This is a genomic window from Phytohabitans houttuyneae (assembly GCF_011764425.1).
Classification (GTDB): domain Bacteria; phylum Actinomycetota; class Actinomycetes; order Mycobacteriales; family Micromonosporaceae; genus Phytohabitans; species Phytohabitans houttuyneae.
The window spans coordinates 2,430,587-2,453,354 of record NZ_BLPF01000002.1 but is presented as its reverse complement, the minus strand read 5'-3'; the positions used below and the strand labels follow the sequence as shown (position 1 = coordinate 2,453,354).

The 22,768-nt window shown below is 74.6% G+C and carries 21 protein-coding genes and 1 pseudogene; 8 read left to right on the top strand and 14 right to left on the bottom strand.

Features of this window, described 5'->3' with window-relative positions:
- Positions 1–11: 11 nt before the first annotated feature.
- Complete coding sequence (locus tag Phou_RS34135) at positions 12–794, bottom strand: hypothetical protein (protein WP_173063980.1); 783 nt, start codon at positions 792–794, stop codon at positions 12–14.
- Between Phou_RS34135 and Phou_RS54685 the strand changes: the two genes are divergently transcribed.
- The gene (locus Phou_RS54685; protein ID WP_173063977.1) at positions 772–1,290 is read left to right on the top strand and encodes a TetR/AcrR family transcriptional regulator; all 519 of its coding nucleotides are present in this window, start codon (positions 772–774) and stop codon (positions 1,288–1,290) included. The genes Phou_RS34135 and Phou_RS54685 overlap by 23 nt on opposite strands.
- On the opposite strand, the gene Phou_RS34125 is transcribed toward Phou_RS54685, so the two are convergent.
- Both Phou_RS34125 and Phou_RS34120 read right to left on the bottom strand, forming a co-directional pair.
- Entirely contained in the window at positions 1,255–1,491 is a 237-nt protein-coding gene (locus tag Phou_RS34125; protein ID WP_173063974.1) for a hypothetical protein, read from the bottom strand. The genes Phou_RS54685 and Phou_RS34125 overlap by 36 nt on opposite strands.
- A complete protein-coding gene (locus Phou_RS34120; protein WP_173063971.1) occupies positions 1,470–2,642 on the bottom strand; it encodes a hypothetical protein in 1,173 nt (390 codons plus the stop codon). Before Phou_RS34120 ends, Phou_RS34125 begins: the two co-directional genes overlap by 22 nt.
- Positions 2,643–2,856: 214 nt before the next feature.
- Between Phou_RS34120 and Phou_RS34115 the strand changes: the two genes are divergently transcribed.
- Positions 2,857–4,047, top strand: coding sequence for a sensor histidine kinase (locus tag Phou_RS34115; RefSeq protein ID WP_173063968.1), 1,191 nt, complete (start codon positions 2,857–2,859; stop codon positions 4,045–4,047).
- 175 nt (positions 4,048–4,222) lie between these two features.
- Positions 4,223–4,873: a response regulator gene (locus tag Phou_RS34110; protein ID WP_173063965.1), complete on the top strand. Its 651-nt coding sequence runs from the start codon at positions 4,223–4,225 to the stop codon at positions 4,871–4,873.
- Positions 4,874–4,976: 103 nt separating this feature from the next.
- Here Phou_RS34110 and rho read toward each other — a convergent pair.
- From rho to Phou_RS34085, 5 genes and pseudogenes are all read right to left on the bottom strand, one after another.
- Positions 4,977–6,140, bottom strand: a pseudogene (gene rho / locus Phou_RS34105) (transcription termination factor Rho); the annotation flags it as partial.
- A gap of 377 nt (positions 6,141–6,517) precedes the next feature.
- Complete coding sequence (locus tag Phou_RS34100) at positions 6,518–7,429, bottom strand: META domain-containing protein (protein ID WP_173063959.1); 912 nt, start codon at positions 7,427–7,429, stop codon at positions 6,518–6,520.
- A 13-nt stretch (positions 7,430–7,442) separates the two neighbouring features.
- Positions 7,443–8,354 carry a sulfotransferase family protein gene (locus Phou_RS34095; protein WP_173063956.1) on the bottom strand — a complete coding sequence of 304 codons (912 nt, stop codon included), beginning with the start codon at positions 8,352–8,354 and terminating at the stop codon, positions 7,443–7,445.
- Between the two features lie 4 nt (positions 8,355–8,358).
- The gene (locus Phou_RS34090; RefSeq protein WP_173063953.1) at positions 8,359–9,240 is read right to left on the bottom strand and encodes a sulfotransferase family protein; all 882 of its coding nucleotides are present in this window, start codon (positions 9,238–9,240) and stop codon (positions 8,359–8,361) included.
- Positions 9,237–10,478 (bottom strand): glycosyltransferase, encoded by a 1,242-nt coding sequence (locus Phou_RS34085; protein WP_173063950.1) that lies wholly within the window; start codon positions 10,476–10,478, stop codon positions 9,237–9,239. Before Phou_RS34085 ends, Phou_RS34090 begins: the two co-directional genes overlap by 4 nt.
- A gap of 15 nt (positions 10,479–10,493) precedes the next feature.
- Between Phou_RS34085 and Phou_RS34080 the strand changes: the two genes are divergently transcribed.
- Genes Phou_RS34080 through Phou_RS34070 form a run of 3 tightly spaced genes read left to right on the top strand, consistent with a single transcriptional unit; the run spans position 10,494 to position 13,589 of the window.
- On the top strand, positions 10,494–11,402 hold the full coding sequence (locus tag Phou_RS34080; protein WP_173063947.1) for a sulfotransferase family protein: 909 nt from the start codon (positions 10,494–10,496) through the stop codon (positions 11,400–11,402).
- Positions 11,395–12,159, top strand: coding sequence for a sulfotransferase family protein (locus tag Phou_RS34075; RefSeq protein ID WP_173063944.1), 765 nt, complete (start codon positions 11,395–11,397; stop codon positions 12,157–12,159). Before Phou_RS34080 ends, Phou_RS34075 begins: the two co-directional genes overlap by 8 nt.
- A complete protein-coding gene (locus Phou_RS34070) occupies positions 12,156–13,589 on the top strand; it encodes a hypothetical protein (RefSeq protein WP_173063941.1) in 1,434 nt (477 codons plus the stop codon). The genes Phou_RS34075 and Phou_RS34070 overlap by 4 nt, the downstream gene beginning before the upstream one ends.
- A gap of 170 nt (positions 13,590–13,759) precedes the next feature.
- On the opposite strand, the gene Phou_RS34065 is transcribed toward Phou_RS34070, so the two are convergent.
- Entirely contained in the window at positions 13,760–14,662 is a 903-nt protein-coding gene (locus Phou_RS34065; RefSeq protein WP_173063938.1) for a LysR family transcriptional regulator, read from the bottom strand.
- Between the two features lie 108 nt (positions 14,663–14,770).
- Between Phou_RS34065 and rarD the strand changes: the two genes are divergently transcribed.
- Positions 14,771–15,724, top strand: coding sequence for an EamA family transporter RarD (gene rarD, locus Phou_RS34060; protein ID WP_173063935.1), 954 nt, complete (start codon positions 14,771–14,773; stop codon positions 15,722–15,724).
- A gap of 70 nt (positions 15,725–15,794) precedes the next feature.
- Positions 15,795–16,415: a dihydrofolate reductase family protein gene (locus Phou_RS34055; protein ID WP_173063932.1), complete on the top strand. Its 621-nt coding sequence runs from the start codon at positions 15,795–15,797 to the stop codon at positions 16,413–16,415.
- Here the strand turns inward: Phou_RS34055 and Phou_RS34050 are convergent.
- Genes Phou_RS34050 through Phou_RS34030 form a run of 5 tightly spaced genes read right to left on the bottom strand, consistent with a single transcriptional unit; the run spans position 16,397 to position 22,351 of the window.
- A complete protein-coding gene (locus Phou_RS34050) occupies positions 16,397–17,200 on the bottom strand; it encodes a sulfotransferase family protein (protein WP_173063929.1) in 804 nt (267 codons plus the stop codon). The two genes, Phou_RS34055 and Phou_RS34050, sit on opposite strands and share 19 nt — an antisense overlap.
- Entirely contained in the window at positions 17,197–18,723 is a 1,527-nt protein-coding gene (locus Phou_RS34045) for a flippase (RefSeq protein WP_173063926.1), read from the bottom strand. The genes Phou_RS34050 and Phou_RS34045 overlap by 4 nt, the downstream gene beginning before the upstream one ends.
- Positions 18,720–19,700, bottom strand: coding sequence for a Wzz/FepE/Etk N-terminal domain-containing protein (locus tag Phou_RS34040; RefSeq protein ID WP_173063923.1), 981 nt, complete (start codon positions 19,698–19,700; stop codon positions 18,720–18,722). The genes Phou_RS34045 and Phou_RS34040 overlap by 4 nt, the downstream gene beginning before the upstream one ends.
- A 1-nt stretch (position 19,701) precedes the next feature.
- Positions 19,702–21,099, bottom strand: coding sequence for an O-antigen ligase family protein (locus tag Phou_RS34035; protein ID WP_173063920.1), 1,398 nt, complete (start codon positions 21,097–21,099; stop codon positions 19,702–19,704).
- Between the two features lie 25 nt (positions 21,100–21,124).
- Positions 21,125–22,351 (bottom strand): glycosyltransferase family 4 protein, encoded by a 1,227-nt coding sequence (locus Phou_RS34030; protein ID WP_173063917.1) that lies wholly within the window; start codon positions 22,349–22,351, stop codon positions 21,125–21,127.
- Positions 22,352–22,768 lie beyond the last annotated feature (417 nt).

Here is a 22,768-nt window from a genome sequence, read left to right as displayed (position 1 = left end):
CCGGACCTCCGTCACCGCGGCAACGCCGCCGGCGGCGGCGCACCGACCACACCGGACGGCGCGAGGTTGAGGCCGGTCAGCCTCCCGATATCCGGTACGTCCACTGTGGTGGACCGGACGGCGGACAGCGACTCGAAGCCGGGCTCCACGCCGAAGAGCCCGGCCAGCACGGCTTCCGCCGTCGCCGCGCCGGCGATCGAGTCCCGGTTGGCGGTGCCCCGCTCGGCGACCCGCGCCCGCCGCCCACCGTCGAAAAGCTCCATCGCCTGCCCCCACAGCGCGCCCGAGGCGGCCCGCGGGGTCGCCCGGAGCACGCCGAGCGCGAGGTCCCGGCGCCCGAGCTTGGCCAGCCCGTACGCGGTCACGCCCGGCCACGCACCGAACGCGCCGGCCGCGCCGTGGTCCGGCCGGTCGGAGTGCGGGGCGATCGGGTCGTCCGCGGCCAGCGCCCGCATCCAGTCACCGCTGAGCAGCCGCTCGGTCACAAAGGACACCATCTCGCCGCGGACCCGCTCGTCGAGGTCGGCGTGGAGCGCGGCCGAGACGAGCCCGAAGTCCAGGCAGTGCCCGATGGTCTCGGTACGGTCGGTGTGGCGCACCTTCCACCGCCCGTCGCCGGCGTACAGGCCGCCCACCGCCGCGGCGAGCGTCTCCGCGTCGGCCAGCGCGCGGTCCGCCTCGGCGGTGGAGCCCCGGTGCCGCAGCAGAGCGGCGTAGGAGCGGAGCATCCCGGCGTACGCGGCGTTGAACGAGGCGACCGCGTTCGTGTAGGTGGGTACGCACTCCAGCAGCACCCACGGCCTGTCCCAGATCGTCGCCGCGGCCGGCGTGACCAAGGGCGCGCTGTACCACCACTTCGACAGCAAGGCCGCCGTCTTCCGCGCGGTGCTGGAGCAGGTGCAGCAGGAGGTGGCCGAGCAGGTCGTCGCGGCCGCCGAGGCGGAGGCGGGATCGTGGGCGCGGCTGACCGCGGGGTGCCGCGCGTTCCTGACCGCGAGCACCGCGCCCGAGGTCCAGCGCATCATGCTCGTCGACGGGCCGGCCGTGCTCGGCTGGGCCCAGTGGCGCGCGCTGGACGAGGCCGCGTCGGCGCGCCACCTGGCCGAGGCGCTCACCGACCTCGTCGCCGACGGGACGATCGCCGCCCAGCCGGTAGCGCCCCTCGCCCACCTGCTGTCGGGCGCGATGAACGAGGCGGCGCTCTGGCTCGCGACGGCGACCGGCCCGTACGCGCTGGAGCAGACCTGGGCGGCGCTAGCCCGCCTGCTGGACGGCCTCCGCACCGCCTGACCGTCCACTGTCAAGCGTCGGCGCCGGCTCCGCGCCGCCTGACCGTCCACTGTCGAGCGCCGGCTCGGCGCCGCTGCCGGCCGCGGGCGTGCGCGCGCCGGTCGCCAGGGCGCGGGCCAGCAGCCCGTACGCGGCGAGCAGCAGCAGCGGCGCGACGAGCCCGGGCACCCGCCCGACGGTCAGCGCGAGGAACGCCGCCACCCCACGCCGGCCAGCACCGGCACCGGCCACCGCACGAGCCCGGCGCGGGCCGCCGCCACCGGCACGAGGATGAGGCCGAGCAGCGCGCCGGCCATGCCGGGCAGCGCGACGCCGAGCGACAGCGACGCGTACTCCCCCAGCCGCGCCGTCACCGCCTCCGCCCGCACCGGGTCGAGCACCTGCTCGGTGGCCAGGCCCGCGTAGTCGCCGATCATCAGGCCGTTGAAGTGCAGCAGCCCGATCAGCGCCAGCGCGCCGGCGGCCTGCCCCAGCCGCCAGCCGCGGCCGGTGAGACGGCCGGTCACCTCGACGACCGCGGGGATGAACAGCAGCCACGCCAGGTGCAGGAAGAACGCGCTGGCCTGGGCCGCACCCGGGTCCGCGGCGAAGCCGCCGGCGATGTGGAAGGCGCCGCCGGGGAGCGTGGCCATGCCCGCGGCCAGCGCGAGCGGCGCGCCGATCAGGCAGACCACGCCGACGGTACGGCGGAACGCGGCGAACCCCTCCTCGCCAGCCTCGGCCTGCGGCCGCGACCACAGGCGGGCGGCGAGCACCGCGTTGGCGGCCGTGAGCAGCACCGGCCCGGCCAGCGACAGCGGCGGCTCCTCGATCGCGAACAGCAGGTACAGCGCGAAGCCGGGCACCGCGGTCGCCGGGTACCACCAGCCGACCTGCCCGGCGCGGGCGGCGGCCAGCGGTGTGAGCAGCAGGGCGGCCGCCCAGCCGAGCAGCCCGGGCACCTGCCAGCCGGCTGCCAGCCAGCCGTACTGGGCGACCTGTTCCTCGACCCGCTCGAAGGCGGCCACGTCCGCGACGTCGAGCACGGCCAGTCCGAAGTAGTCGGAGAGGGTGAGCCCCGCGAACGTGGCGAGTCCCAGCGCCGCCGCGGGCCACGCGATCGTCGCGAGCACGCGGCCGCGGCGGCGGATCGGAGCGAGCAGCGCCAGCAGGCCGGGCACGAACAGCACCCAGCACCAGTGCAGCAGCAGCGTGTGCAGGCGGGCCGCGCTTGGGTCGGCGGCGATCGCCTCGGCGAAGTCGACGTCGCCGAGCGCCGGGTCCACGGCGGTGGCGGCGGTCAGCAGGATCGGCGCGGCGACCAGGCAGGCGAGTCCGGCGCGGCGGCGTGCCAGGCGGGCGGGTGACAGCATCACATCGTTCCTTTCGACGGCCCGGCACGGCGGTCCGGAGTCCGCGGCGGCGGCCCGGGCCCGGCGTGCGAGGGCGGGGTACGGGTGGCGACGCTAGGCCCGGCACCACCCCAAGATCGCCCGCACGGGGAGTTATCGCGGGTCCCCGTGGGGCGGACCCGAGATCCCCCGCGGGTGGGCGAAATCGCCGCGACCAGGCCCGTACGCTCGGCAAATGCGGCTGTGGCGGATCAAGCGGGTCGACCTGGTGGTCGCTGTCGTGTTCCTGACCGTCGCCCTGTTCGAGGAGCTGACGGCGCCGCACCGCCTGCCGTTCTGGTGGCTGCGCCTCGGCTTCGCGGTCGCGCTCGTGGTGGTGCGCCGCGCCGCGCCGCTGGCCACCCTCCTGCTCGACGTCGCCGTGGTGCAGGTGCTGTGGCTGCCGACCGAGGTCGACGACTACCGGGTGTGGCAGGCGTTCTGCCTGTTCATCGGGCTGCACACGGTCGGCCGCGAGATCATCCTGCGCGGGCCGGACCGCGACCCGCTGTGGCGCCGCCTCCTGGCGGCCGCGATGCTCGCCGCGACCATCGCGGTGCTGGTCGGGCAGCGCACGACGATGACCTCCGACGTGTTCGCCTCGGCCGGCTACACGGTCGCCGCCTGGCTGTCGGGGCTGCTGCTGCAGGTCCAGGCCCGGCGCGACGCCGAGCGGTCCGCGGCGCTCGCCGCCGCCCAGTCCCTGCGCGCCGACCAGGCACTCGCCGACGAGCGCGCCCGCATCGCCCGCGAGCTGCACGACATGGTGGCCCACAGCGTCACCGTCATGGTGCTGCAGGCCGCCGCCGTCCGCCGCCGCCTCGGCACGGCCCAGGAGGCCGAGCGCGACCTGCTGGCCGGCGTCGAGCAGGCCGGCCGCGACGCGGTGACCGAGCTGCGGCGCACGCTGGGCCTGCTGCGCGGCGCCGAGGCGGCCGGCACCGTCCCGCAGCGGGGGCTCGCCGACCTCGACGAGCTGCTCGACCAGATCCGCGAGGCCGGCGTCGCGGTCCACCTGTCGACCGAGGGCGCGCCACGGCCGCTGCCGGCCAGCCTCGACCTGTCGGCATACCGGATCGTCCAGGAGGCCCTGACCAACGTGCTCAAGCACTCCGCCGCCCGGCGCGCCACCGTCACGATCGCCTACGGGACCGACGACCTGCGCCTCACCGTCGCCGACACCGGTGGCGGCCGCCCCCACCCCGGCGTGAGCCGCACGCCCGCGGACGCGACGGCGGCCGGTGGGCACGGCCTGGTGGGGATGCGGGAGCGGGCGGCCATGTTCGGCGGCCGCCTGGCCGCGGGGCCCGAGCCGGGTGGCGGCTACCGGGTCGGCGCGGTGCTTCCGCTGGCCCGCCCGCACACCTACGCGGAGGCGTCCTCATGACCCGGCCGCACCCTCCGGCGGACGCCATCACGACCGCGGACCGCCCGACGACTCCACCGCCGGCCGCAACCAGCCACCCCACCGACGGGAACGCCCGGAAGACACCGCCCACCCGCGGAGGCCCCGCCGTGGGCCGGGACGCTCGTATGGCGCCGCTCGCGCGCGGAGGCGTGCGATGATCCGCGTCGCGCTCGCCGACGACCAGGCGATGATCCGCGCCGGCCTGCGCATGGTGCTGGAGACGGAGCCCGACCTCCAGGTCGTGGCGGAGGCCGCCGACGGCGCGGACGCCCTCGCGGTGACCCGGCGTTTGCAGCCCGACGTGGTGCTGCTGGACATCGCGATGCCCCGGCTCGACGGGCTGGCCGCCGCGCGGCGGATCGCGGCGCTGCCGGCACCGCCGCGGATCATCATGCTGACCACGTTCGACAGCGACGAAAACCTCTACGCGGCACTGCGCGCCGGCGCGAGCGGCTTCCTGCTCAAGGTCTCGCCGCCCGAGCAGCTGGTCGCCGCGATCAGGGTCGTCGCCGGCGGCGCCGCGCTGCTCGATCCGGCGGTCACCACGCGGGTCATCGCGGCGTTCGCGCACCAGCCCGCCCCGCAGCCGCCGCCCGAGCTGGGCCAGCTCACGCCGCGCGAGCTTGACGTGCTGCGGCTGCTGGCCCGTGGACTGTCCAATTCGGAGATAGCCGACCGGCTGACGCTCGGCGAGGCGACCGTCAAGACGCACGTGGCGCGGGTGCTGATGAAGCTCGCCCTGCGCGACCGGGTCCAGGCCGTGGTGTATGCCTACGAGAACGGCGTCGTCCGGGTCGGCGCGTGAGCGGGACGGCGCGCCCTACGGGCCGAGGCGGCAGGGGCGGTCACGGCCGGAGGGAAAGGCCGAGCAGATCAGCGCGACGACCGCGACGACGCGGCGGCGGCGGTCAGGACCGGCGGGAGAGGTTTAGCAGAAACTCGGCGTTGCTGCCCGTGGCGGCGAGCCGTTCCAGGAGGTGTTGCAGGGCCTGCTGCGGGCTCTGGCCGTGCAGCGCCCGGCGCAGGGCGCCCACGATGGCGGCCTCGTCGGCGCCGAGCAGGCGCTCGTCCTTGCGGGTGCCGGAGCTGAGCACGTCGACGGCCGGGTAGAGGCGGCGTTCGGCGCTGGCGCGGTCGAGGCGCAGCTCGGCGTTGCCCGTGCCCTTGTACTCCTCGTAGATGAGCGTGTCCCCGGCCGACCCGGTCTCGACAAGCGTGCTCGCCACGATGGTCAGCGACCCGCCGCCCTCGATGTTGCGGGCGGCGCCGAGCAGCCGCTTGGGCGGCTGCAGGGCGGTGGTGCTGATGCCGCCGGAGAGGATCCGCGCGGACGAGGGTGCGATGTGGTTGTAGGCGCGGCCGAGCCGGGTCAGCGAGTCGAGCAGCAGCACCACGTCGTGGCCGAGCTCGACGAGGCGCTTGGCCCGCTCGACGGCGAGCTCGGCGGTCGCGGTGTGCTCGTGCGGCGGCCGGTCGAACGGCGACGCGATCACCTCACCCTTCACCTCGCGCCGCATGTCGGTGACCTCCTCCGGCCGCTCGTCGACGAGCAGCACCATGAGGTGGCACTCCGGATGGTTGCGGGTGACGGCCGCCGCTATCGCCTGCAGCACCATCGTCTTGCCGGCCTTGGGCGGGGAGACGACGAGGGCCCGCTGTCCTTTGCCGATCGGCATCATCAGGTCGATGACGCGATTCGTGAGGACGTGCGGGTCGGTCTCCAGCCGCAGCCGCTCGTCCGGGTGCACAGGGGTGAGGTCGTAGAAGTCGGGCCGCTCCCGGGCCTCGTCGGGCGGCAGGCCGTTGACGGTGTCGAGTCGCACCAACGGCGCCGACTTGGCGGGCCGGCGCCCGGTGCCGGCCGCGCCGAGGTCTCCGCCGCGCAGCGGGAGACGGCGCTCGGGGCCGTCGGTGGCGGCCGCGCCGGCCGCGCCGGTGACGAGGTCGCCGGGGCGCAGCCCGTGCCGCCGCACCATGCCGGCGGGCAGGTAGGCGTCGCCGGGGCCGGCCGTGTAGCCGGCGGTACGGACGAACCCGTGCTCCCCGGCTATGTCGACGATGCCGGTGACCGGCGTCGCGCCGGTCGCGTTGTCGTTCAATGGTTCTCCTCGGGATGTGAGAGAGCGCAGCCGGACACGGTGGGCGACCGGCGCGTCAGGGAAGGCGGTCGCACAAGAGCGGGCACGGGCTGCACCGGGCGGGAAACGCCCTGGTTTTGTGCCCCTTGGACCGTCACGTCCTGAATCGGGGTGAGACACCCGGGGCGGGCGGCGAGAGCCGGCATCCGCGGCGGGCGGTTCCCATCCACGGTAGGTCGTCGCCGACCCGAAAGCAACGGGGCGGGCTGAGCCGAAACAACGGGGCCGTGTCAGCCGAAACAACGGGCAGAAGCCACACAACGGCGCGGGTGACGCCCGGCACCACCGCTAAAGCATCCTAGGAGGCTGGGTTAGCGGGCGAGGCGGCCCACCTCCTTGGCGTCCACGTCGAGCAGGACGAGCTGGTCGCCGTCGATCGCGGCCCGCCGTGCCTCGTACAGCCAGCCCATCGCGGGGTGGTTGTCGCAGCCGATCTCGGTGACCGGCCCGGACGTGGCGAGCAGCGTGCCGCCGCTGCCGGCGGTCCACCGGCCGCCGCCGGTGTTGCAGCCGTCCGACCCGGTCCACGTGCGGTCGGCCCTCAGCTCGACGTACGGCTCCTGCGGCCGGCGCACGCCGTCCCGGGCCACCCAGCGGCCGGCCACCGTGCCCGCGGTGATCGGCGTGAGGCCTGCGGGCAGCGGCGCGGCGGGCCGCAGCGCCTGCCGCACCTCGTCCGTGACGGCCGGCGGCTCGGCGAGCTTGGACCACACCTGGGTCGTGTCCACCGGTGCCGGCTCGTGGCTGGCCACCAGGCGGGCCACCACCCGCCCGCCGGCGTCGAGCAGCTCGCGGTCGGCGCCCACCAGCCGGTACCCGGTGGCATCCAGGAGCCAGTCGGGCGGCGGTGACGGGGCGGAGCCACCGCAGGGCACCTCGCCCGGCACGGCCGCGAGAAATATGCCCGAGCCGTCCGCGCGCCAGCCGCCGGTGAGCATCCCGCACGGCCGGAACAGCGACAGGTCCGCGCCCTCGGCGGCGAGCCGCAGGACCGTGCCCTCCTCCTCGCCGGTGCCCTTCACCAGCCAGTTGCCGACCAGCGCGACAGGGTCCGGGTCCTGCGGGGCGGCGGTGCCGTCCGGGCCGGCGGCGGGGTCGGCGCAACCCGCCAGGACAGCGACGAGGAGTACGGCAACGGCGGCGATTCGCATTCCGGTTGGACGCGCGTCCCCGGTGTGGCGTTCCCCGGCCACCGCGACGCCGGGGAAAAGGCGTGTCTCCACTGTGGAAGAAGGGCTAGCTCTCGTAGCCCCACTGGGGCAGCGCCTTGTCCAGCGCGCGCTCCATCGCGGCCACCTGGGCGGCGGTGAGCTCCTGGCGGTACGCCGCGTCGCGCTCGGTGTGGAAGTGGTGCCGCGCGAACCCGGCCTCGAAGTCGGTGGTCCACTGCAACCCGAGGAAGCTCAGCATCCGCGCGGTCTGCTCGTTGGGCGCGCGGACCAGGTCCTCGTAGCGCACGTCGAGCCACTGCGCGGCCGGGTGCACGGCGCGGGCCTGCGCGTACGCGTCCATCAGCATGCGCCAGCCGAGCGCGGCGAGCACCGGAAACGAGCGCCCCGAGTCCTCCCACTCCTGGCGCAGCGGGGCCGGCAGCGGACCGTACAGCCAGTTGTCCGGGCCGCGCCACCCGTCCCACCAGCCCATCTGCAGCCACGAGTTGGCCACCGCGCGGCCGTCGCGGACCACGTGGATGACCCGCAGGTCGCTGAACGCGGCGTGCAGGAACCCGGTGCGCGGCCAGCCGGTCAGGTGCTGCAGCAGCACGTCGCAGCGCTGCCGCTCGACCCGCCGCTGGAAGAACGCCCGCAGCCGGGCCGCCATCCGCGGCGTCAGGTCGTCGGCGAGCAGGTCGCGGCAGGGGCGGGAGAAGCCGGCGAAGACGTGGCGGTCGATCAGCCGGTACGCCTCCGAGGGTGCGACCCGCAGGCGGCCCCGCTCCAGCAGCCTGGTGCTGTGCTTGAGCGAGGTCATGCCCGCCGGGCGGGGGCCCATCCGCCGGTAGATGCGGCCGTTGAAGCGGCCGTCGAGGTTGAGCCGGGACAGCCTGTCGTCGACGCCGGAGATGAAGCCGACCGCCGGATGGCGCGTGAGCAGCTCCTGCACCAGCGTCGACCCGCACCGCCCGGTGCCCACGACGACGGCTATCACGGCCTCAGCCTCCCTTGGCGGCGGGACGGCGCAGGGGGTAGCGCCAGCGCCACAATAAGGGCGCGGTGATGGCCGTGACCAGAGCGAAGGCGGGTCGGGAAAGCCCGCGCACCCATTCGTCGTCGGCGACCACGGCCACGTCGCCGGTGCGGTGGCGGGACGGGTTGCCGGCCACCGCGTGGGTCGGTGCCAAGTGGACGGTGCCGTGCGGGACGTCGACGCCGCGCACTCCGGCGAAGTCGGCGATGCGGGCGGTGACCCCGGCGGGGTCGGCGACGAAGTCCTCGTAGCGCACCCGCAGGTAGCGGCCCGAGCGGCGCCACAGCAGCGCGGCGGTCGCGTTCCACACCAGCCAGAGCAGCGCGGCCTTGGCCACCGGCGGGCGGCTCATGAGGGCCGGGTCGTCCGGGCCGTCGAGGCCGCGGCGGCGCCGCCACGAGAAGGCGGTGGCCCGCGGGTCGCGCACGAGGTGCAGCACGCGCGTCTCGACGCCGGGCAGGCCGTCGACGAGCAGGCCGTACGGCGGGAGCTTGGAGGAGTCGACGACCAGGTCGGACCCGAGCGCGGCGTAGAGCGCGGCCACCGCCGGATGGGCCTCGACGCGGCGCCGCCACAGCATCGCCGGCAGCCGCCGCATCCGCAGCCGGCCGCCGAGGTCGGCCACCACGGCCGCCGGGTCGGCGTCGAGCCGCTTCATCACCCGGGTCCATACCGGACACTCCGCGAAGGACTGTCCACACCCGCACGGCCGGTCCTCGACCGCGCCGCGTTGCCACAGGTAGCGCAGCTCGCCGGCCGCGAAGACGCCCTCGGCCTGCCCGAGCACGTTGGTGACCAGCGTGGAGCCGCTGCGGCCGCTGCCGGCCACGAAGAGCACGCGCGTCACGCCGGCGCTCCACTGTAGACCTCGCGGAGGCGGGCGAGGTGGACGTCGGGCGCGAAGTCGCGCTCCACCTTGGCCCGGCCGGCCTTGCCCATGGCGGCCGCCAGCGACGGGTCGGCGAGGATGCCGGTCAGGGCGGCGGCGAGCGCCGCGGGATCGCCGGCCGGCACGATCGCCCCGTCGACGCCCGGCTCGACGAGCTCGGGCAGGCCGCCCAGCCCGGTGGTCACCACCGGCAGCCCGCACGCGAACGCCTCCAGCACCGCCATCGGCTGGTTTTCGTGCCACCGCGACGGCACCGCGGCCACCCGGGCCCGCCGCATCAGCGCGTGCAGGTCGTCCTTGGCGAGCCGGCCGTGAAACGTCACCAGCCCCGGCGCCGCCCGCGCCGCCAGCCGCTCCAGCTCCGGCCGGGCCGGCCCCTCCCCCGCGACCTCGACCCGGAACCCGCCGAGCCCGGCCGCCGCGACGAGCGTGTCCACGCCCTTTTCCGGCACCAGCCGCCCGGCGAAGACCACACCCTCACCCGGACCCGGCGACGGCGCGATGACCGAGCCGTCGACGAAGTGGCTGACCACCCGCAGCCGGTCCGGGTAGACGCCCGCCCGGGCCATCACGTCCGCCAGGAAGCGGCTCGGGCTGACGAACGCGCGCACCGGCCCGTACGCCCCGGTGACCCGGTGCAGCCACGTCTCGGCGGCCAGCACCGCGCTGCGCCCGAGCGAGCCGTCCTTGCACCGCGTGCGCACCGCCTGCCATGGACCGCCGGTGACGCAGGCGTCACAGACCGCACCGCCGGCCAGCAGCTGGTAGCTCGGGCAGGCGAGCTTGTAGTCGTGCATCGTCAGCACGCACGGCACGCCCGCGTCGGCCGCCGCGCGCAGCACCGACGGCGACAGCTGGTGGTACACGTTGTGCGCGTGCACCACGTCCGGCCGGAAGTCGGCGATCACCTTCGCCAGCCCGCGCCGGCTGGCCGGCGAGTGCAGCATCCGGCCCACCGCGGCGGCGCGCCCGGCGAGGCCCGGCGGCGGCGGCTCCAGCTCGACGTGCGGCGGGAAGAAGTGGCCGTACCGCTGGGGCGAGTCGTTGTCCGGATGGGCCATGCCGAAGTACGCCACCTCGTCGCCGCGGGCACGCTGCAGCGCGGCGAGGTCGAAGAGGTAACCCTCGGCACCGCCCCGCCGGTAGAGGAACTTGTTGACGTGCAACACGCGCATCGACCGTGAGGCTACATCCATGCGAGGATGCTGTGCGTGCCCGCAGCCGACCAGTCGCACGCCGTCGCCTACACGGCCCGGCGGATCGCGCGGCACGTGCGGTGGGCACGCACCGAGGGGCTGCGCCGGCTCGTCGAGGAAGACCGGCTCAACCCGGTCGAGCGCGCCGCCACCGCGTGGGCCAAGCGCCGCTGGCGGCGGGCGCACGGCGTCGCTCCCGGCCAGGCCACCCCGGTGTACGTGGTGGGGTTGCAACGCTCCGGCACCAACATGCTGATGCGCGGCCTCGACGCGGCGCCGCAGTTCGCGGTGCACAACGAAAACGACCGCCGCGTCTTCCACCGCTTCCAGCTGCGGTCCGACGCGGTGCTCAGCGCGGCGATCCGGTCCAGCCGCCATGCGTTCGTCATCGTCAAGCCGCTCTGCGAGACCCACCGCGTCGACGAGCTGCTCGCCCTGCCCGGCCTGCCGCCCGGCCGCGCGCTGTGGGTGTGGCGCGACGTCGACGACCGGGCCCGTTCCGAGGTGGCCAAGTTCGGCACGTCCAACCTCGACGCCCTGCGCGCCATCGCCGGCGGCACGATCGGCGACCGGTGGCAGGGCCAGCGGCTCGACGCGGAAAGCCGCGCGCTGATCGGCGGTTTCGACTACGCGCGGATGAGCCCGCACACCGCGGCCGCCCTTTTCTGGTACATCCGCAACGGTCTTTTCTTCCGCCTCGGCCTGGACCGCCGCGACGACGTGCTGCTGTGCTCGTACGACGCGCTGGTCGCCGACCCGCACGCCGCCACCGGGCGGCTCTGCGCGTTCCTCGGCCTGGCGTACGACCCGCGCCTGTGCGCACACGTCGAGCGGCGCGCACCGTCCCGCCGCCCCCTCGACATCGACCCGCGCGTGCGGGCGCTCTGCGACGAGCTGACCGAGCGGTTGGTGACCCATGGCTGACGCGCCCGTCTTCCTGCTCGGCTGCCAGCGCTCCGGCACCACCATGCTCCGCCTCGTGCTCGACTCGCACTCGCGGATCAGCTGCGGCCCGGAGACCCGCTTCCTGACCGACCTGGAGCGGATCGTCGGGCGCGACTGGGAGCGCCTGGCCCGCTTCGGCTTCCCGCGCGAAGACTGGCTGCGCCGCATCCGCGAGTTCTTCGGCGGCGTGCACGCCGACTACGCGGCCGGGCGCGGCAAGGCCCGCTGGGCGGACAAGACCCCGCTCTACGCGCTCGCCATCCCGTTCGTCACCGAGGTCTTCCCGGACGCGCAGATCGTGCACGTCATCCGCGACGGCCGCGACGTGGTCGTGTCCCACCGCAAGCGGTTCGGCTACTGGTCCGCGGTCAAGTGCGTGGTGAAGTGGCCGCGCTACATCCGGGTCGCCCGCGCCGCCGGCCGCGCGCTGCCGCCGGAGCGCTACCACGAGCTGCGGTACGAGGAAGCGGTGCGCGAGCCGGAAAAGACGCTGCGGGCGCTGTTCGAGTTCCTCGGCGAGGCGTGGGAGCCGGGCGTGCTCGACTACGGCGACAAGGACCACGACGTGGCCGACAAGTACACCGTCGAGGCCGACAAGCGCCGCGCCGCCGCCCGCACCGACGCGCAGATCTACGGTTCCCGCGTCGGCACCCACCGGCGCGAGCTCGACCCGTTCCTGCGCCTGCTGGTCTGGGTCTTCTCCCGCCGCACGCTGCGCGAGCTGGGCTACGCATGAGGCGGTGGCTCGCCGCGGGCTTGGCGCTGCTGGCGCTGGCCGGCTGCACCTCGGACCCCGAGCCGGCCCCGCCCGCTCCCTCGCCGCAGGTCACGGCCTCGCCGCCGCCCGCACCGCCGCAGGGCGGCCGGACGGTGTTCGGCGCGCACTGGGACTGGAACAGGTACGAGCAGTTCACCCCGTTCCTGCGCAAGATCTCCGGCTCGGCCACCTACCACGAGCTGAGCTGGTGCGACATCGAGCGCGAGCAGGGCAGGCCGGACTGGAGCGCGGTCGACCGGGTCGCCGAGCGCAGCCGCTCGCTGGGCATCACGCTGCACCTGAAGATCCGCACCGGCGTCTGCTGGGCCACCGGCGGCACCGCCCAGCACGTGCGCGGCACGGCAAACAAGACCGAGTCGGCGATGCCCCGCGACCTCGACGCGTACAAGTCCTTTGTGGACAGCGTGGTGCGCCGCTACGCGCCGTACGGCGTGCGCGAGTACGCGGTGGAAAACGAGGTGAACGCGCCGCAGTACTGGGCCGGCAGCCCCGCCGACTACACCACGCTCGTCACCGCGGCCGCCGCGGCGATCCGCGCCGCCGACCCGGATGCCCGGGTGGTCGACTCGGGCATCAGCAGCGTGGCGTACGGCTGGGGCGTCGCCGACCGGCTGCTCCAGGCGGGCCGGCAGGACGAGGCGGTCCGCGCGTACAACGCCTACTTCCAGCGGCGGATCGGCACCCGGGGCAAGCAGATCCCGCCGGTCTCCACGCCGGCCGACCTGCGCGCCGCGCTCGCCGTCGCGCAGAACGCGCGCAACCTCGAGTACCTCGCGGCGACCGAGCGGCTGCTCGACGGCAAGGTGGTCGACGTGCGGCAGGTGCACTTCTACGAGCACTGGAGCGCGGTGCCCGACCTGCTCGGCTACCTGTCCGCGCAGACCCCGGCCGGCACGCCGGTGGAGGCGTGGGAGGTCGGCCAGTTCTGGCGCGACGGCGACGGCGACGCGGCGTCCCGCTCGGCCGAGATGGTCAAGGCGGTCGCCCTGCTCGCGGCGGGCGGGGTGCGTGAGGTCATCTGGCTGCCGCTGGCCTACAACCCGGCCAACCGCCAGAGCAGCGAGGTCCGCTACGGCCTGCTGGACCCGGACGGCAAGGAGCGCACGGCCGGTCAGATGCTGGCCGCCCTGGCCGCGCTCGCCCAGGGCGCGACCGCCGAGCCGGTGCGCGACAAGGGCCTCGCGGGCACCGCCTTCCGGCGCGGCGGCGAGACCGCGCTCGTCGTGTGGGCCGCCGCGGGCCCGGTGACGGTGCCGGCCTCGGCCGCGCTGAAGAGCGGACCGGTCGGTGCGGCCGCCACCCGCGACGGCGCCGTCGAGGTGGCCGCCGACCCGGTGGTGCTGCGCGGTAAGGGCACCCCCGCCGACCTGCTCAAGACCGTCGGATAGGCCGGTTCACAAGCGAAAGAGGCGGGCTGCCGCGATGTCCGCCGTGGTCCGGACCGTTGCCCGGGGCCCCGGGGAAACGTGGAGCGCAGCGGAGCGTCCTCTTGGGGTGCGTCCCCGCGGCCTCACTTCGCGCGGGCGGGCAGGCTCAGACCGGGGCCCGCGGCCGGCTCCTACGCTGACGCGGTCGCGGGTGGGCCGGCGGCGGGGGCCGGTGCGGTGGCCTCGGCGAGCGCCGCCAGGACGGCGGCGACGGCGGGCGGGTCGGGCGGCTCGCCGTAGGTGGCGGCGTAGATGTGGCGCTGGAAGCCGGCCAGCTCGGTGGCGTGGATGTCGGGCCGGCGGTGGGCCCGCAGCGCGAGGCCCGGCAGGGTGGCCACGCCGACGCCGGCGGCGACCAGGGACTGCACGACCACCATGTCGTCGCTGAGCGAGCCGATCCGCGGGGTGAAGCCTTCCCGCGCGCAGACGGCCAGCAGCTCGGCCTGGCACCGCGCGCAGCCGCCGATCCAGGCGGAGTGCCGGTGGTTGGCGAGGCTGTCGTCGGGTCGCCGGCTGACCAGGTAGATCGGGTCGTCGCCGAGGCGGGTGAGGCGAAACTCCTCGTCGCCGGCCGGGGCGTCGGCGTGCCGGAAGACCAGGGCGACGTCGATGTCGCCGTGCCGCAGCAGCTGCAGCCCTTCGACCGGGTGCTGCTCGACGAGGCTCAGCTCGATGCCCGGGTAATCCCGCGCCAGCGCGGCGACCGCCTGGGGCACGATCGTGCTGAGCGCCGACGCGTTCGCCGACAGCCGCACCCGGCCCGAGCGCAGGCCGACCTGCGCCGCCAGCTCGTTGGTCGCCGCGTCGACCCGCCCGACGATCTCGGCGGCCCGGTTGGCCAGCAGCCGCCCCTCCGGCGTCAGCCGGATCCCCCGGCCGACCCGCTGGACCAGCTTGACGCCGGTGGCCGCTTCCAGGCGGGACAGGTGGTGGCTCACCGACGGCTGCGAGTAGTGCAGCTCGACCGCCGCTTCGGTCACCGACCCGTGCCGCGCCACGGCGGCCAGCACTTTCAGGTGGACCAGGTTCAGCATTCATTCAAGATACCAATGTGTTCCGTGCTCTATTGGCATTAGACGTCATACGGCATCCGTCCCATGCTGAACGTGACCGGACGACGGAACGAACCCACGGGGGATGTCATGAGCCAGCCACGCGTCGGCTACCTGTACGGGATCGGTGCCTACGCCTTGTGGGGCTTCATGCCCCTCTACATCAAGCTTCTCGTTCCCGCGGGACCCGTCGAGGTGCTGGCGCACCGGGTGGTCTGGTCCGTCGCGGTCGTCGCCGTGGTGCTGTTCGCGGTGCGGGGCTGGCGCGTGCTGTGGCGCCTCGCCCGCCGCCCGGCCTCGCTCGGCGCCGTCGCGCTGGCCGCCGGAATCCTCGCGGTGAACTGGGGTACCTACATCTACGGCGTACAGACCGACCGCGTCGTGGAGACCGCCCTGGGCTACTTCGTCAACCCGCTCGTCGTCGTGCTGCTGGGCGTCGGCGTGTTCAGCGAGCGGCTGCGCGCGGTCCAGTGGCTCGCCGTCGGGATCGGCGGTACGGCGGTCGCCGTCCTCACGGTCAACTACGGGCGGGTCCCGTACATCGCGTTGACGCTGGCGGTGAGCTTCGCCGCGTACGGGCTGCTCAAGAAGCGGCTGGGGCTGCCCGCGGCACAGGGGCTCTTCGTGGAGTCGGCCGTGCTGGCCCTGCCCGCGCTGGGCTACCTCGGCTGGCTCGCCTGGCGGGCGGAGTCGACGTTCACGGCCGTCTCGCCCGCGCACACGGCCCTGCTGGTGGCGGCCGGCGTGGTCACCGCCGTCCCGCTGCTGTGCTTCGCCGGCGCGGCGAACCGCATCCCGCTGACCGGGCTGGGCATGCTGCAGTACATCGCGCCGATCATCCAGCTGGCCTGTGGTGTGCTGGTCTTCCGCGAGCCGATGCCGCCGGCCCGCCTGGCCGGGTTCGCGCTCGTGTGGCTGGCCCTCACGGTGTTCACCGTCGACGGCGTCCGCCACGCCCGCGGAAAGCGTCGCACGCTCCCGGTCACCCTCGCGCCGGCCCGCCGGGTGGCAGCGGTGCCGGAGCCGCTGACCGCCCGCTCCTGACCCACCGAAACGGCAAGGCCACGACAACACCCATCAGACACGACAACACCCATCAGAAAGGACACGAACGATGACGACACACACCGGCAAGGTGATCTCCAGCCTCACGATCTCGGCCGACGGCTACTCGGCCGGGCTCAACCAGACCGAGGAGCGCCCGTTCGGCGAGGACGGCGGCGACGGGTGGGGCGACAAGCTGCACGCGTGGTTCACCGAGACCGCCGAGGAGAACAAGGCCGAGATCGACGAGATCATCGCCGCGAAGGCGTTCATCATGGGGCGCAACATGTTCGGCCCGGTGCGCGGCGAGTGGGACCGGGAGTGGAACGGCTGGTGGGGGCAGGACCCGCCCTACCACGCGCCGGTGTTCGTGCTCACCCACCACGCGCGCGAGCCGCAGCCGATGGACGGCGGCACCACGTTCCACTTCGTCACCGACGGGATCGAGTCGGCGCTGGCACAGGCCCGCGCGGCGGCCGGCGACGGCGACGTCGCCGTCATGGGCGGCGCGACCACGATCAACCAGTACCTGGCCGCCGGCCTGATCGACGAGCTGCGGCTGCACATCTCGCCGCTCACGCTGGGCGCCGGCACGCGGCTGTTCGAGGGCGTGCCGCCGCTGACCCTGGAGCAGGTGAGCGCGCGGGCGGCGAGACTCGTCACCCACGTGACCTACCGCGTGGTGTCCTGAGCGGGCCAGGGGTCCTTCCAGCCGAGCAGGTCGGCGAGGCCCGCGTTGTGCGGGGCGAAGTACGCGCGCAGCCGGCTCGCCGCCTCCGGCGGCGGGCCGGTCCGGTCGGCCCGCCTGGTGTGCACCGCGAACTCCGGCGGGGTGAACGGCTCCAGCTCCAGAAACTCCAGCACGCCGGCGTAGGCGGCGGCCGGTTCCGCGTAGAGGTCCTCGCTGCGGATGACGTGGACCCGCTCGCGCGGCACGTGGTCGAACCACCGCGTCAGCTGCTCAGCGTAGCGGCCGCGCGCCGCGTAGGAGTGGCGGCGCCAGCCCTCCGGCGTCGCCAGGCGGGACTCCTCGGCGTCCAGCGCCGCGGCGAAGTCGAGAGGCTCCTGCCCGTACGAGCGGGTGTGCAGGTAGTGCGACCAGGCCCGCTCGACGGGGTCGCGCAGCAGCGCGACGAAGCGGCGGCCGGGCAGCGACCGCGCCGCGCGGGCGGGGGCCTCGGGGTGGAAGAGGTAGAGCGGGCTCGCCTCGAAGCAGACCAGGCCCGGTGACGCGGGCGGGAAGTGGCCGCGGTACCACCGCTCGCCTCGTCCATAGTGGAGGCTGAGGTACTGCAGCTCCTTGCCGGTCGCGGCGCGGACCCGCGGATGGGCTGCCAGGTAGCTGTGTAGCGACGTGGTGCCGCACCGCTGCCCGCCGATGATGAGGAAGTCGGGCAGCGCGCCGGGTGTGGAGGCCCACGCGCGGGCGCCGCGGACGGCGCGGCGGAGGGCGTCGACGGCGGGGCGGCGGCTCATCCGCGGGCCCGCCGCCGCGCGAGCGCCCGCAGCACCATCGTGTCCTCTTTGGACAGTCGCAGGGCGAGGACCGCGGCGACGTACACGAGCGCGATCGTGGCCAGGCCGACCGCGAGCCGGGCCGCGCCGTCGGGCACCACCGCGCGCACGGCGAGCGCCGCGGCGAACGCCGCCGCACCGGCCACCAGCCCCTTCACCAGTCCGGCGGTCAGCGGGACGGCGCGCACCAGCCACCACACCTGCGCGACGCGGGCGAGGTTGACCGCGACCAGCGAGGCGCTCCAGGCGACCGCCGCGCCGACGATGCCGTGGGCGGGGATGAGCCACAGGTTGAGGCCGACGTTCAGGACGAGGGCGCCGACGTTGTCGAGCATGTTCAACGACACCCGGCCGGACATGTTCAGCAGGGTGCCGCACGGCCCGGTGGCGGCGTTGACGAGCTGCCCGACCGCCAGCACGAGCGTGACCGTCACGCCGTCGGCGAAGCCCGGCCCGAACAGCGGCAGCAGCGACGACGGGAAGACCAGCAGCGCGACGAACGCGGGCAGCGACAGCCGCACCACCCAGCCGGTGGCGGCCTTGTAGACGCGGCGCACCTCGGCGTGCTCGTCGCGGTGGTAGAGGTAGGCGATGTACGGGCCGAAGGCGGCGTTGATCGGTGCCAGCACGAAGATGGCGACCGTGACCAGGCGGGTGGCGACCGTGTAGACGCCGATGTCCTCGTTGGCGAACGCGCCGAGCAGCAGCGTGTCGATCCAGATGAGCCCGGTGGAGGCCAGGGACGAGGCCCAGCTGACCGTGGAGAAGCTGAACAGCTGGCGGGGGCGGTACGCGGCCGGCGCCGGCGCGACCGTGCGCATCAGCCGGAACAGGGCGGCCAGTGCCAGCGCGGCGGCGCTCCACGCGGCGACCACGACCGCCCACAGCGCGCCGGTGACGCCGAACCCGGCCAGCACCAGCAGGGCCGTCAGCAGCAGCCGCGTGAACGGCTCGTAGATCTGGCCCACGAGCGTGAACGGCCGCTGCGTGCGCCAGCCCCGGGTCGCGGCCAGCGCTGCCTCGCAGACGACCGCGGCCGGCAGGGCCAGCGCGACGAGGCGGAAGCCGCCGGCCAGCTCGGGGTCGTGCAGGGCGCCGGCGAGCGCCCCGGAGAAGGCGAAGAGGACGAGTCCGATCAGCACCGCGCCCGCGCCGGAGATGGCGAGCCCCAGCCGCACGGTGCCGCGGATGCTCGCCGGGTCGTCGTCGGCCAGGTGCACGGCGACGAAGCGGGTGAGGCCGGCGCGGAAGCCGGACAGGGAAAGCAGCCCCAGCAGGGCGAGGAGGGCGAAGCACTGCGCGTACCGCCCGACCTCGGCGGTGCCCAGCTGGCGGGCGAGCAGCAGCATCACCAGGAAGAGCGCGCCCTGGCTGCACAGCGCGCCGAGCAGGTTGAGGCCGCCGCCGCGGGCCATGCCGCGCACCTGCCGGTCGCCGTAGTCCGAAGTGGACTGCGGTGCCTCGGCGGCGGCCTGCGCCGTCATGCCGCGCGGGACAGGACCGGCGGGGACCCGGCTGTCGCGGCGGGCTGGGCCCGCCGCGACAGCAACTCAAGCACCACGACGAGCAGGACCGCCAACAGGAGTCCCGCGGCGGCCGCCGGAGGAACGGTGGTGGCCAACGCCCGTACCCGCGAAACGGCGCGGACCTCGCCCACGCTCGCCACCTGGGCCGGATCCGCGGCCTGTGCCTGCGCCCTTGCCCCCTGCAGGCCCTGCCGCGCCTGGGAGAGCGCGCTGGTGGCGGCGTCGCGCTGGGCCAGCAGCGACTGGTAGTCGGGCAGCTTGGGGCCGAGCGCGTCGAGGCGCTTCTGGGCGGCGGCGAGCGCGGTCGTGGCGGCGGCGACCGCCCGGCTGTTGCCGACCGCCTCCATCGAGAGCTTCTGCTGCCGCAGGTCGGCGATCTCGGTCAGCGTGGCCTGGTAGAGCTTGTCCGGCTGGGAGACCTTGTTGGTCTTTTCCCAGTCGGCGATCGCGGCGGTGGCCGAGGTGACGTCGGCGCTGGCCGCCTGCACCTGCTCGGTGGCGATGTTGACCTGCGAGGAGAAGAGGAAGGCGAGCGCCCGGGTGGCGGTCGCGGTGAGCACCGGCTCGACGGTGGGCCGCTTCGCCGACTCGTACGTGAGGGTGAGCTGGCTGCTCGCGCCCACCTGCGCCACCGCGAGCCCGTCGCGGAGGGTGCCGGCGGCGACGCCGGTGTCGGCGGACACCTGGTCGAGCACGCGCGGCGAGGTGGCCGCCGCCTTGAACGCGGCCACGAACTGGCTCGCCGCCTGGGTGCCCGTGTACTGCTGGGCGGCGGCGCCTCCCACCAGGGCGGGCGCGGCGACGTAGCAGGTGGCGGTGTAGCGCTGCGGCGAGAGGCCGATGAACAGCCCGACCGCGAGCGCCGCCGCCAGCGGCAAGCCCAGCAGCACCCAGAGTCGCCGCCGGGCGACCCGCAGGTAGTCGACGATCTCCACGCTAGTGCTCCTCCGGGAGGGGGCGGGCGGCAACCAGGCCGGCCATCGCCGCGAAGGCGGCGAAGTACCACAGCGTAACGACATTGGATATCACGTTGGAGGCCGCGCTCACCGCCACGAACGCGACCGCGCAGCCGGCGAAACCGACCGCGATCCCCCGGTCCAGCGTGCCGGGCGGGGCCCGCCGCAGGGCCAGCGCCGCCGTGTGCAGGCAGAGCAGGACCATGCCGAGGTACGCCAGGAGGCCGAGCACGCCGGTCTCCACGTACGCGCGGAGGAAGTCGTTGTGCGGCTTCTTGGCCTCGTCGGTCTCGCGCTGGGTCATGTTGGGGCCGATGCCGGTGACCGGGTTGCGGTTGGCCAGCGTGACCACCTCGGACCAGTACGCGGTGCGCCACGCGAGCGTGTTGCCGGTCGGGTCGCCGCCGACCTCGCGGGCGTCGCCGAGCTGGGCGAAGCGGTCCGCCACCCCGGGCGCGACGGCGACGGCCGCGACCGCGGCGAGGCAGAGCGCGACGGCGAGGCGGGCGCTGCGGTGCAACACGGCCACGACGACGAGGCCGATGGCGGCGCCGAGGATCGCGCTGCGGGTGTTGGTGAGGGCCAGGAAGCCGAAGGAGAGGGCGAGCAGCACGCCGAGTCCGAGCCGCGCGCGGCGGCCGAGGAAGCGGTGGATGGCGCACCCGAAGATCACCATGAACATCAGGTAGCGGCCGAACGTCGTGGACTGGCTGAACGGCCCGCTGATCCGCGTGAAGCTCCCCTTGACCTCCGACGGCGGCGCGCCGAGCAGCGACATCAGCACCGTGTAGGCGAGGGCGAAGGCGAGGGAGAGGTACACGGCGAGCAGCACGCGGCGCACCATGCCCCGCCGCGGCAGCAGCTGCTCCAGCACGAGGAACATCGCCACGACCGTGAGGATCCGCAGCACCTCGAGGGCGCTGCTGCCCGGCCGGGCCGAGCCGAGGGTGGAGACCGCGCCGGTGGCGGCGACGAGCACCAGCGCGACGCCGAGGGGCGAGGTGCCGACGCGGCGGCCGGCGCGGGCCTGCGCGGCCAGCCACAGGCCGGCGGCGAGCAGGAAGAGCACGCCGGCGAGCGTGGACGGGTCGAGCGCGCGGGCGGCGCCGCCGTCCGCGCCGGTGCCGGCGGTGGGCCCGCTGAGCTTGAACAGGTCCAGGCAGGAGCGGACGGCGAGCATGAGCAGCACGTACGCCGCGAAGCGGGTCAGCGCGAGCACCGCCACGAGCACGCCGGCGACCAGCGCGAGCGGGAGGACGGCGAGCGTGCGGCTCCCGCCGTCGATGGCGAAGGCGGACACCACGGCGGTCGCCGCGGCCGCCAACGCCGCGGCGGCGGTCAGTGCCGTCTGTGCCGGCTTGAGTACGAGTGCTGTCACGCCGTCCTTCGCTCCCGCGTGGACCCTACTGCCTGGTGGCCAGGTCCAGGTAGAGCCGTTCGAGCTGGCGTGCGGCGGCGTCCCAGCTGTAGTGCGCGACGACCCGCTCGTGCAGCCCTGCCGCACCGGCCCGCTCGGCGCGGGGGCCGGCCAGCGCCGCGGTGAGGGCGCGCACGAGGTCGTCCTCGTCGCCGTCGCGGAACAGCCGGTGGCCGGGGCCGTCCCGCTCCAGCACCTCCACGTGCGGGGAGATGTCGCTGGCGACGACCGGCAGCCCGTACGACGCGGCCTCCAGCAGCGTCAGCGGCAGGCCCTCCACATGGGACGGCTGGACGAAGACGGCCGCGTGCGAGTAGAGCTCCGCGAGCAGGTCGCCGTAGGCGAATCCGGTGAAAACCACCCGGGGGTCGTCCTCCGCGGTCGCCTTCAGGTGCGCGACGAAGTCGTCGGTGAACGAGGAGCCGCCCACCACGGCCAGCTTGACGTCGCCGGGCACCTTCCGGAAAGCGCGGACCAGCAGGTCGGCGCGCTTTTCCGGGACGAGGCGCCCGACGAGCAGCACGTACCGCCCCGGGGTGAGGCGGAAGCGGCCGGTGATCTGGTCCGGCGCGACGCGGCGGGCCGGGTTGACGCCGTTGGGCTGGTACCGGGTGAGCCGCCCGAACCTCGCGTCGTAGTGCGCGGCGAGCCCGCGGGACACCGCGATCCGCGCGTCCGGCACGTGGCCGCTGAACCAGTACGCCGTGTTGAGCACGCTGCGCGCCGCACGCCCCCATTTGGCGCGGGTGTGGTCGAGGCCGTGCACGGTGAGTACCACCTTGGCGCCGGACAGGTAGCGCGGCAGCGGCGCCACGAGTCCCGGACCGAGCCCGTGGTAGTGCACGACGTCCGGCTTCTGCCGCATCGCCGCCATCGTCGAGGCGGCACTGTGGACGATCGCGTCGAGGTGCTTGCTGGCCACGGTGCGCACCCGGTGCAGCCGGACGCCGCGATGTGTTTCCGTCGTGAGGTCGCCGTAACTGTCCCGACAGAAGACCGTCACCGTGTGGCCGAACGACGCCAGGCGGCTGCCGAGCTCCTCGACGTGACGCTCCACGCCCCCGTACGTGGCGGGCATCCCCTTCTGCCCGATCATCGCGACGGACAGCGGACGCCAGGCGGCTTCGGGCGCGGTGCGCGGCCGGGGGATGGAATGTGCGGTTTCTCGGCCGAGCTGCTGCAGATTTACCGCGGACTGCTCGCTGGTCGTCATCAGTCCTCCTCATCGGGTCGGCGGTGCAACCGCCGCGCCGACGACGGTGTGGAGGTGAAGATCGTGCCGCTGGGTGGGACGCTAGGCCATCGAACGGCGTCGCGCCACCCCCTCGGGACACGCCGGTGTCCACAGTGGTGCTGTCGCGCGTCGGCACGCCGGGCCGACGCCGAGCGGTCCGGTGAGCCTGAGATAGCGGGAAACCCCTCCGGCGTCACGCGTGCCACAGCGCCCGCCGGTGGAAGTTGTTGACATTAAACGCCGTAGATCACGAGGAAGGCAACACCCTGGCCGGCCCCGGCCGACGCGATTTCTCACACCGCTTCGCTCTGTCCACAAAGGACCGCGTGGCCAGTTTGGGCAAATCACCACATAAGGAGTATCGGAGGCGTTACGGTCAGATACTGCGGGAGCGGA

Excerpts from the sequence above, each read along its gene's own strand:
- Phou_RS34120 (WP_173063971.1), bottom strand. The coding sequence starts at position 2,642 with ATGCTGTCACCCGCCCGCCTGGCACGCCGCCGCGCCGGACTCGCCTGC.
- Phou_RS34115 (WP_173063968.1), top strand. The coding sequence starts at position 2,857 with ATGCGGCTGTGGCGGATCAAGCGGGTCGACCTGGTGGTCGCTGTCGTG.
- Phou_RS34110 (WP_173063965.1), top strand. The coding sequence starts at position 4,223 with ATGATCCGCGTCGCGCTCGCCGACGACCAGGCGATGATCCGCGCCGGC.
- Phou_RS34085 (WP_173063950.1), bottom strand. The coding sequence starts at position 10,478 with ATGGATGTAGCCTCACGGTCGATGCGCGTGTTGCACGTCAACAAGTTC.
- Phou_RS34075 (WP_173063944.1), top strand. The coding sequence starts at position 11,395 with ATGGCTGACGCGCCCGTCTTCCTGCTCGGCTGCCAGCGCTCCGGCACC.
- Phou_RS34070 (WP_173063941.1), top strand. The coding sequence starts at position 12,156 with ATGAGGCGGTGGCTCGCCGCGGGCTTGGCGCTGCTGGCGCTGGCCGGC.
- Phou_RS34065 (WP_173063938.1), bottom strand. The coding sequence starts at position 14,662 with ATGCTGAACCTGGTCCACCTGAAAGTGCTGGCCGCCGTGGCGCGGCAC.
- rarD (WP_173063935.1), top strand. The coding sequence starts at position 14,771 with ATGAGCCAGCCACGCGTCGGCTACCTGTACGGGATCGGTGCCTACGCC.
- Phou_RS34055 (WP_173063932.1), top strand. The coding sequence starts at position 15,795 with ATGACGACACACACCGGCAAGGTGATCTCCAGCCTCACGATCTCGGCC.
- Phou_RS34050 (WP_173063929.1), bottom strand. The coding sequence starts at position 17,200 with ATGAGCCGCCGCCCCGCCGTCGACGCCCTCCGCCGCGCCGTCCGCGGC.
- Phou_RS34045 (WP_173063926.1), bottom strand. The coding sequence starts at position 18,723 with ATGACGGCGCAGGCCGCCGCCGAGGCACCGCAGTCCACTTCGGACTAC.
- Phou_RS34030 (WP_173063917.1), bottom strand. The coding sequence starts at position 22,351 with ATGACGACCAGCGAGCAGTCCGCGGTAAATCTGCAGCAGCTCGGCCGA.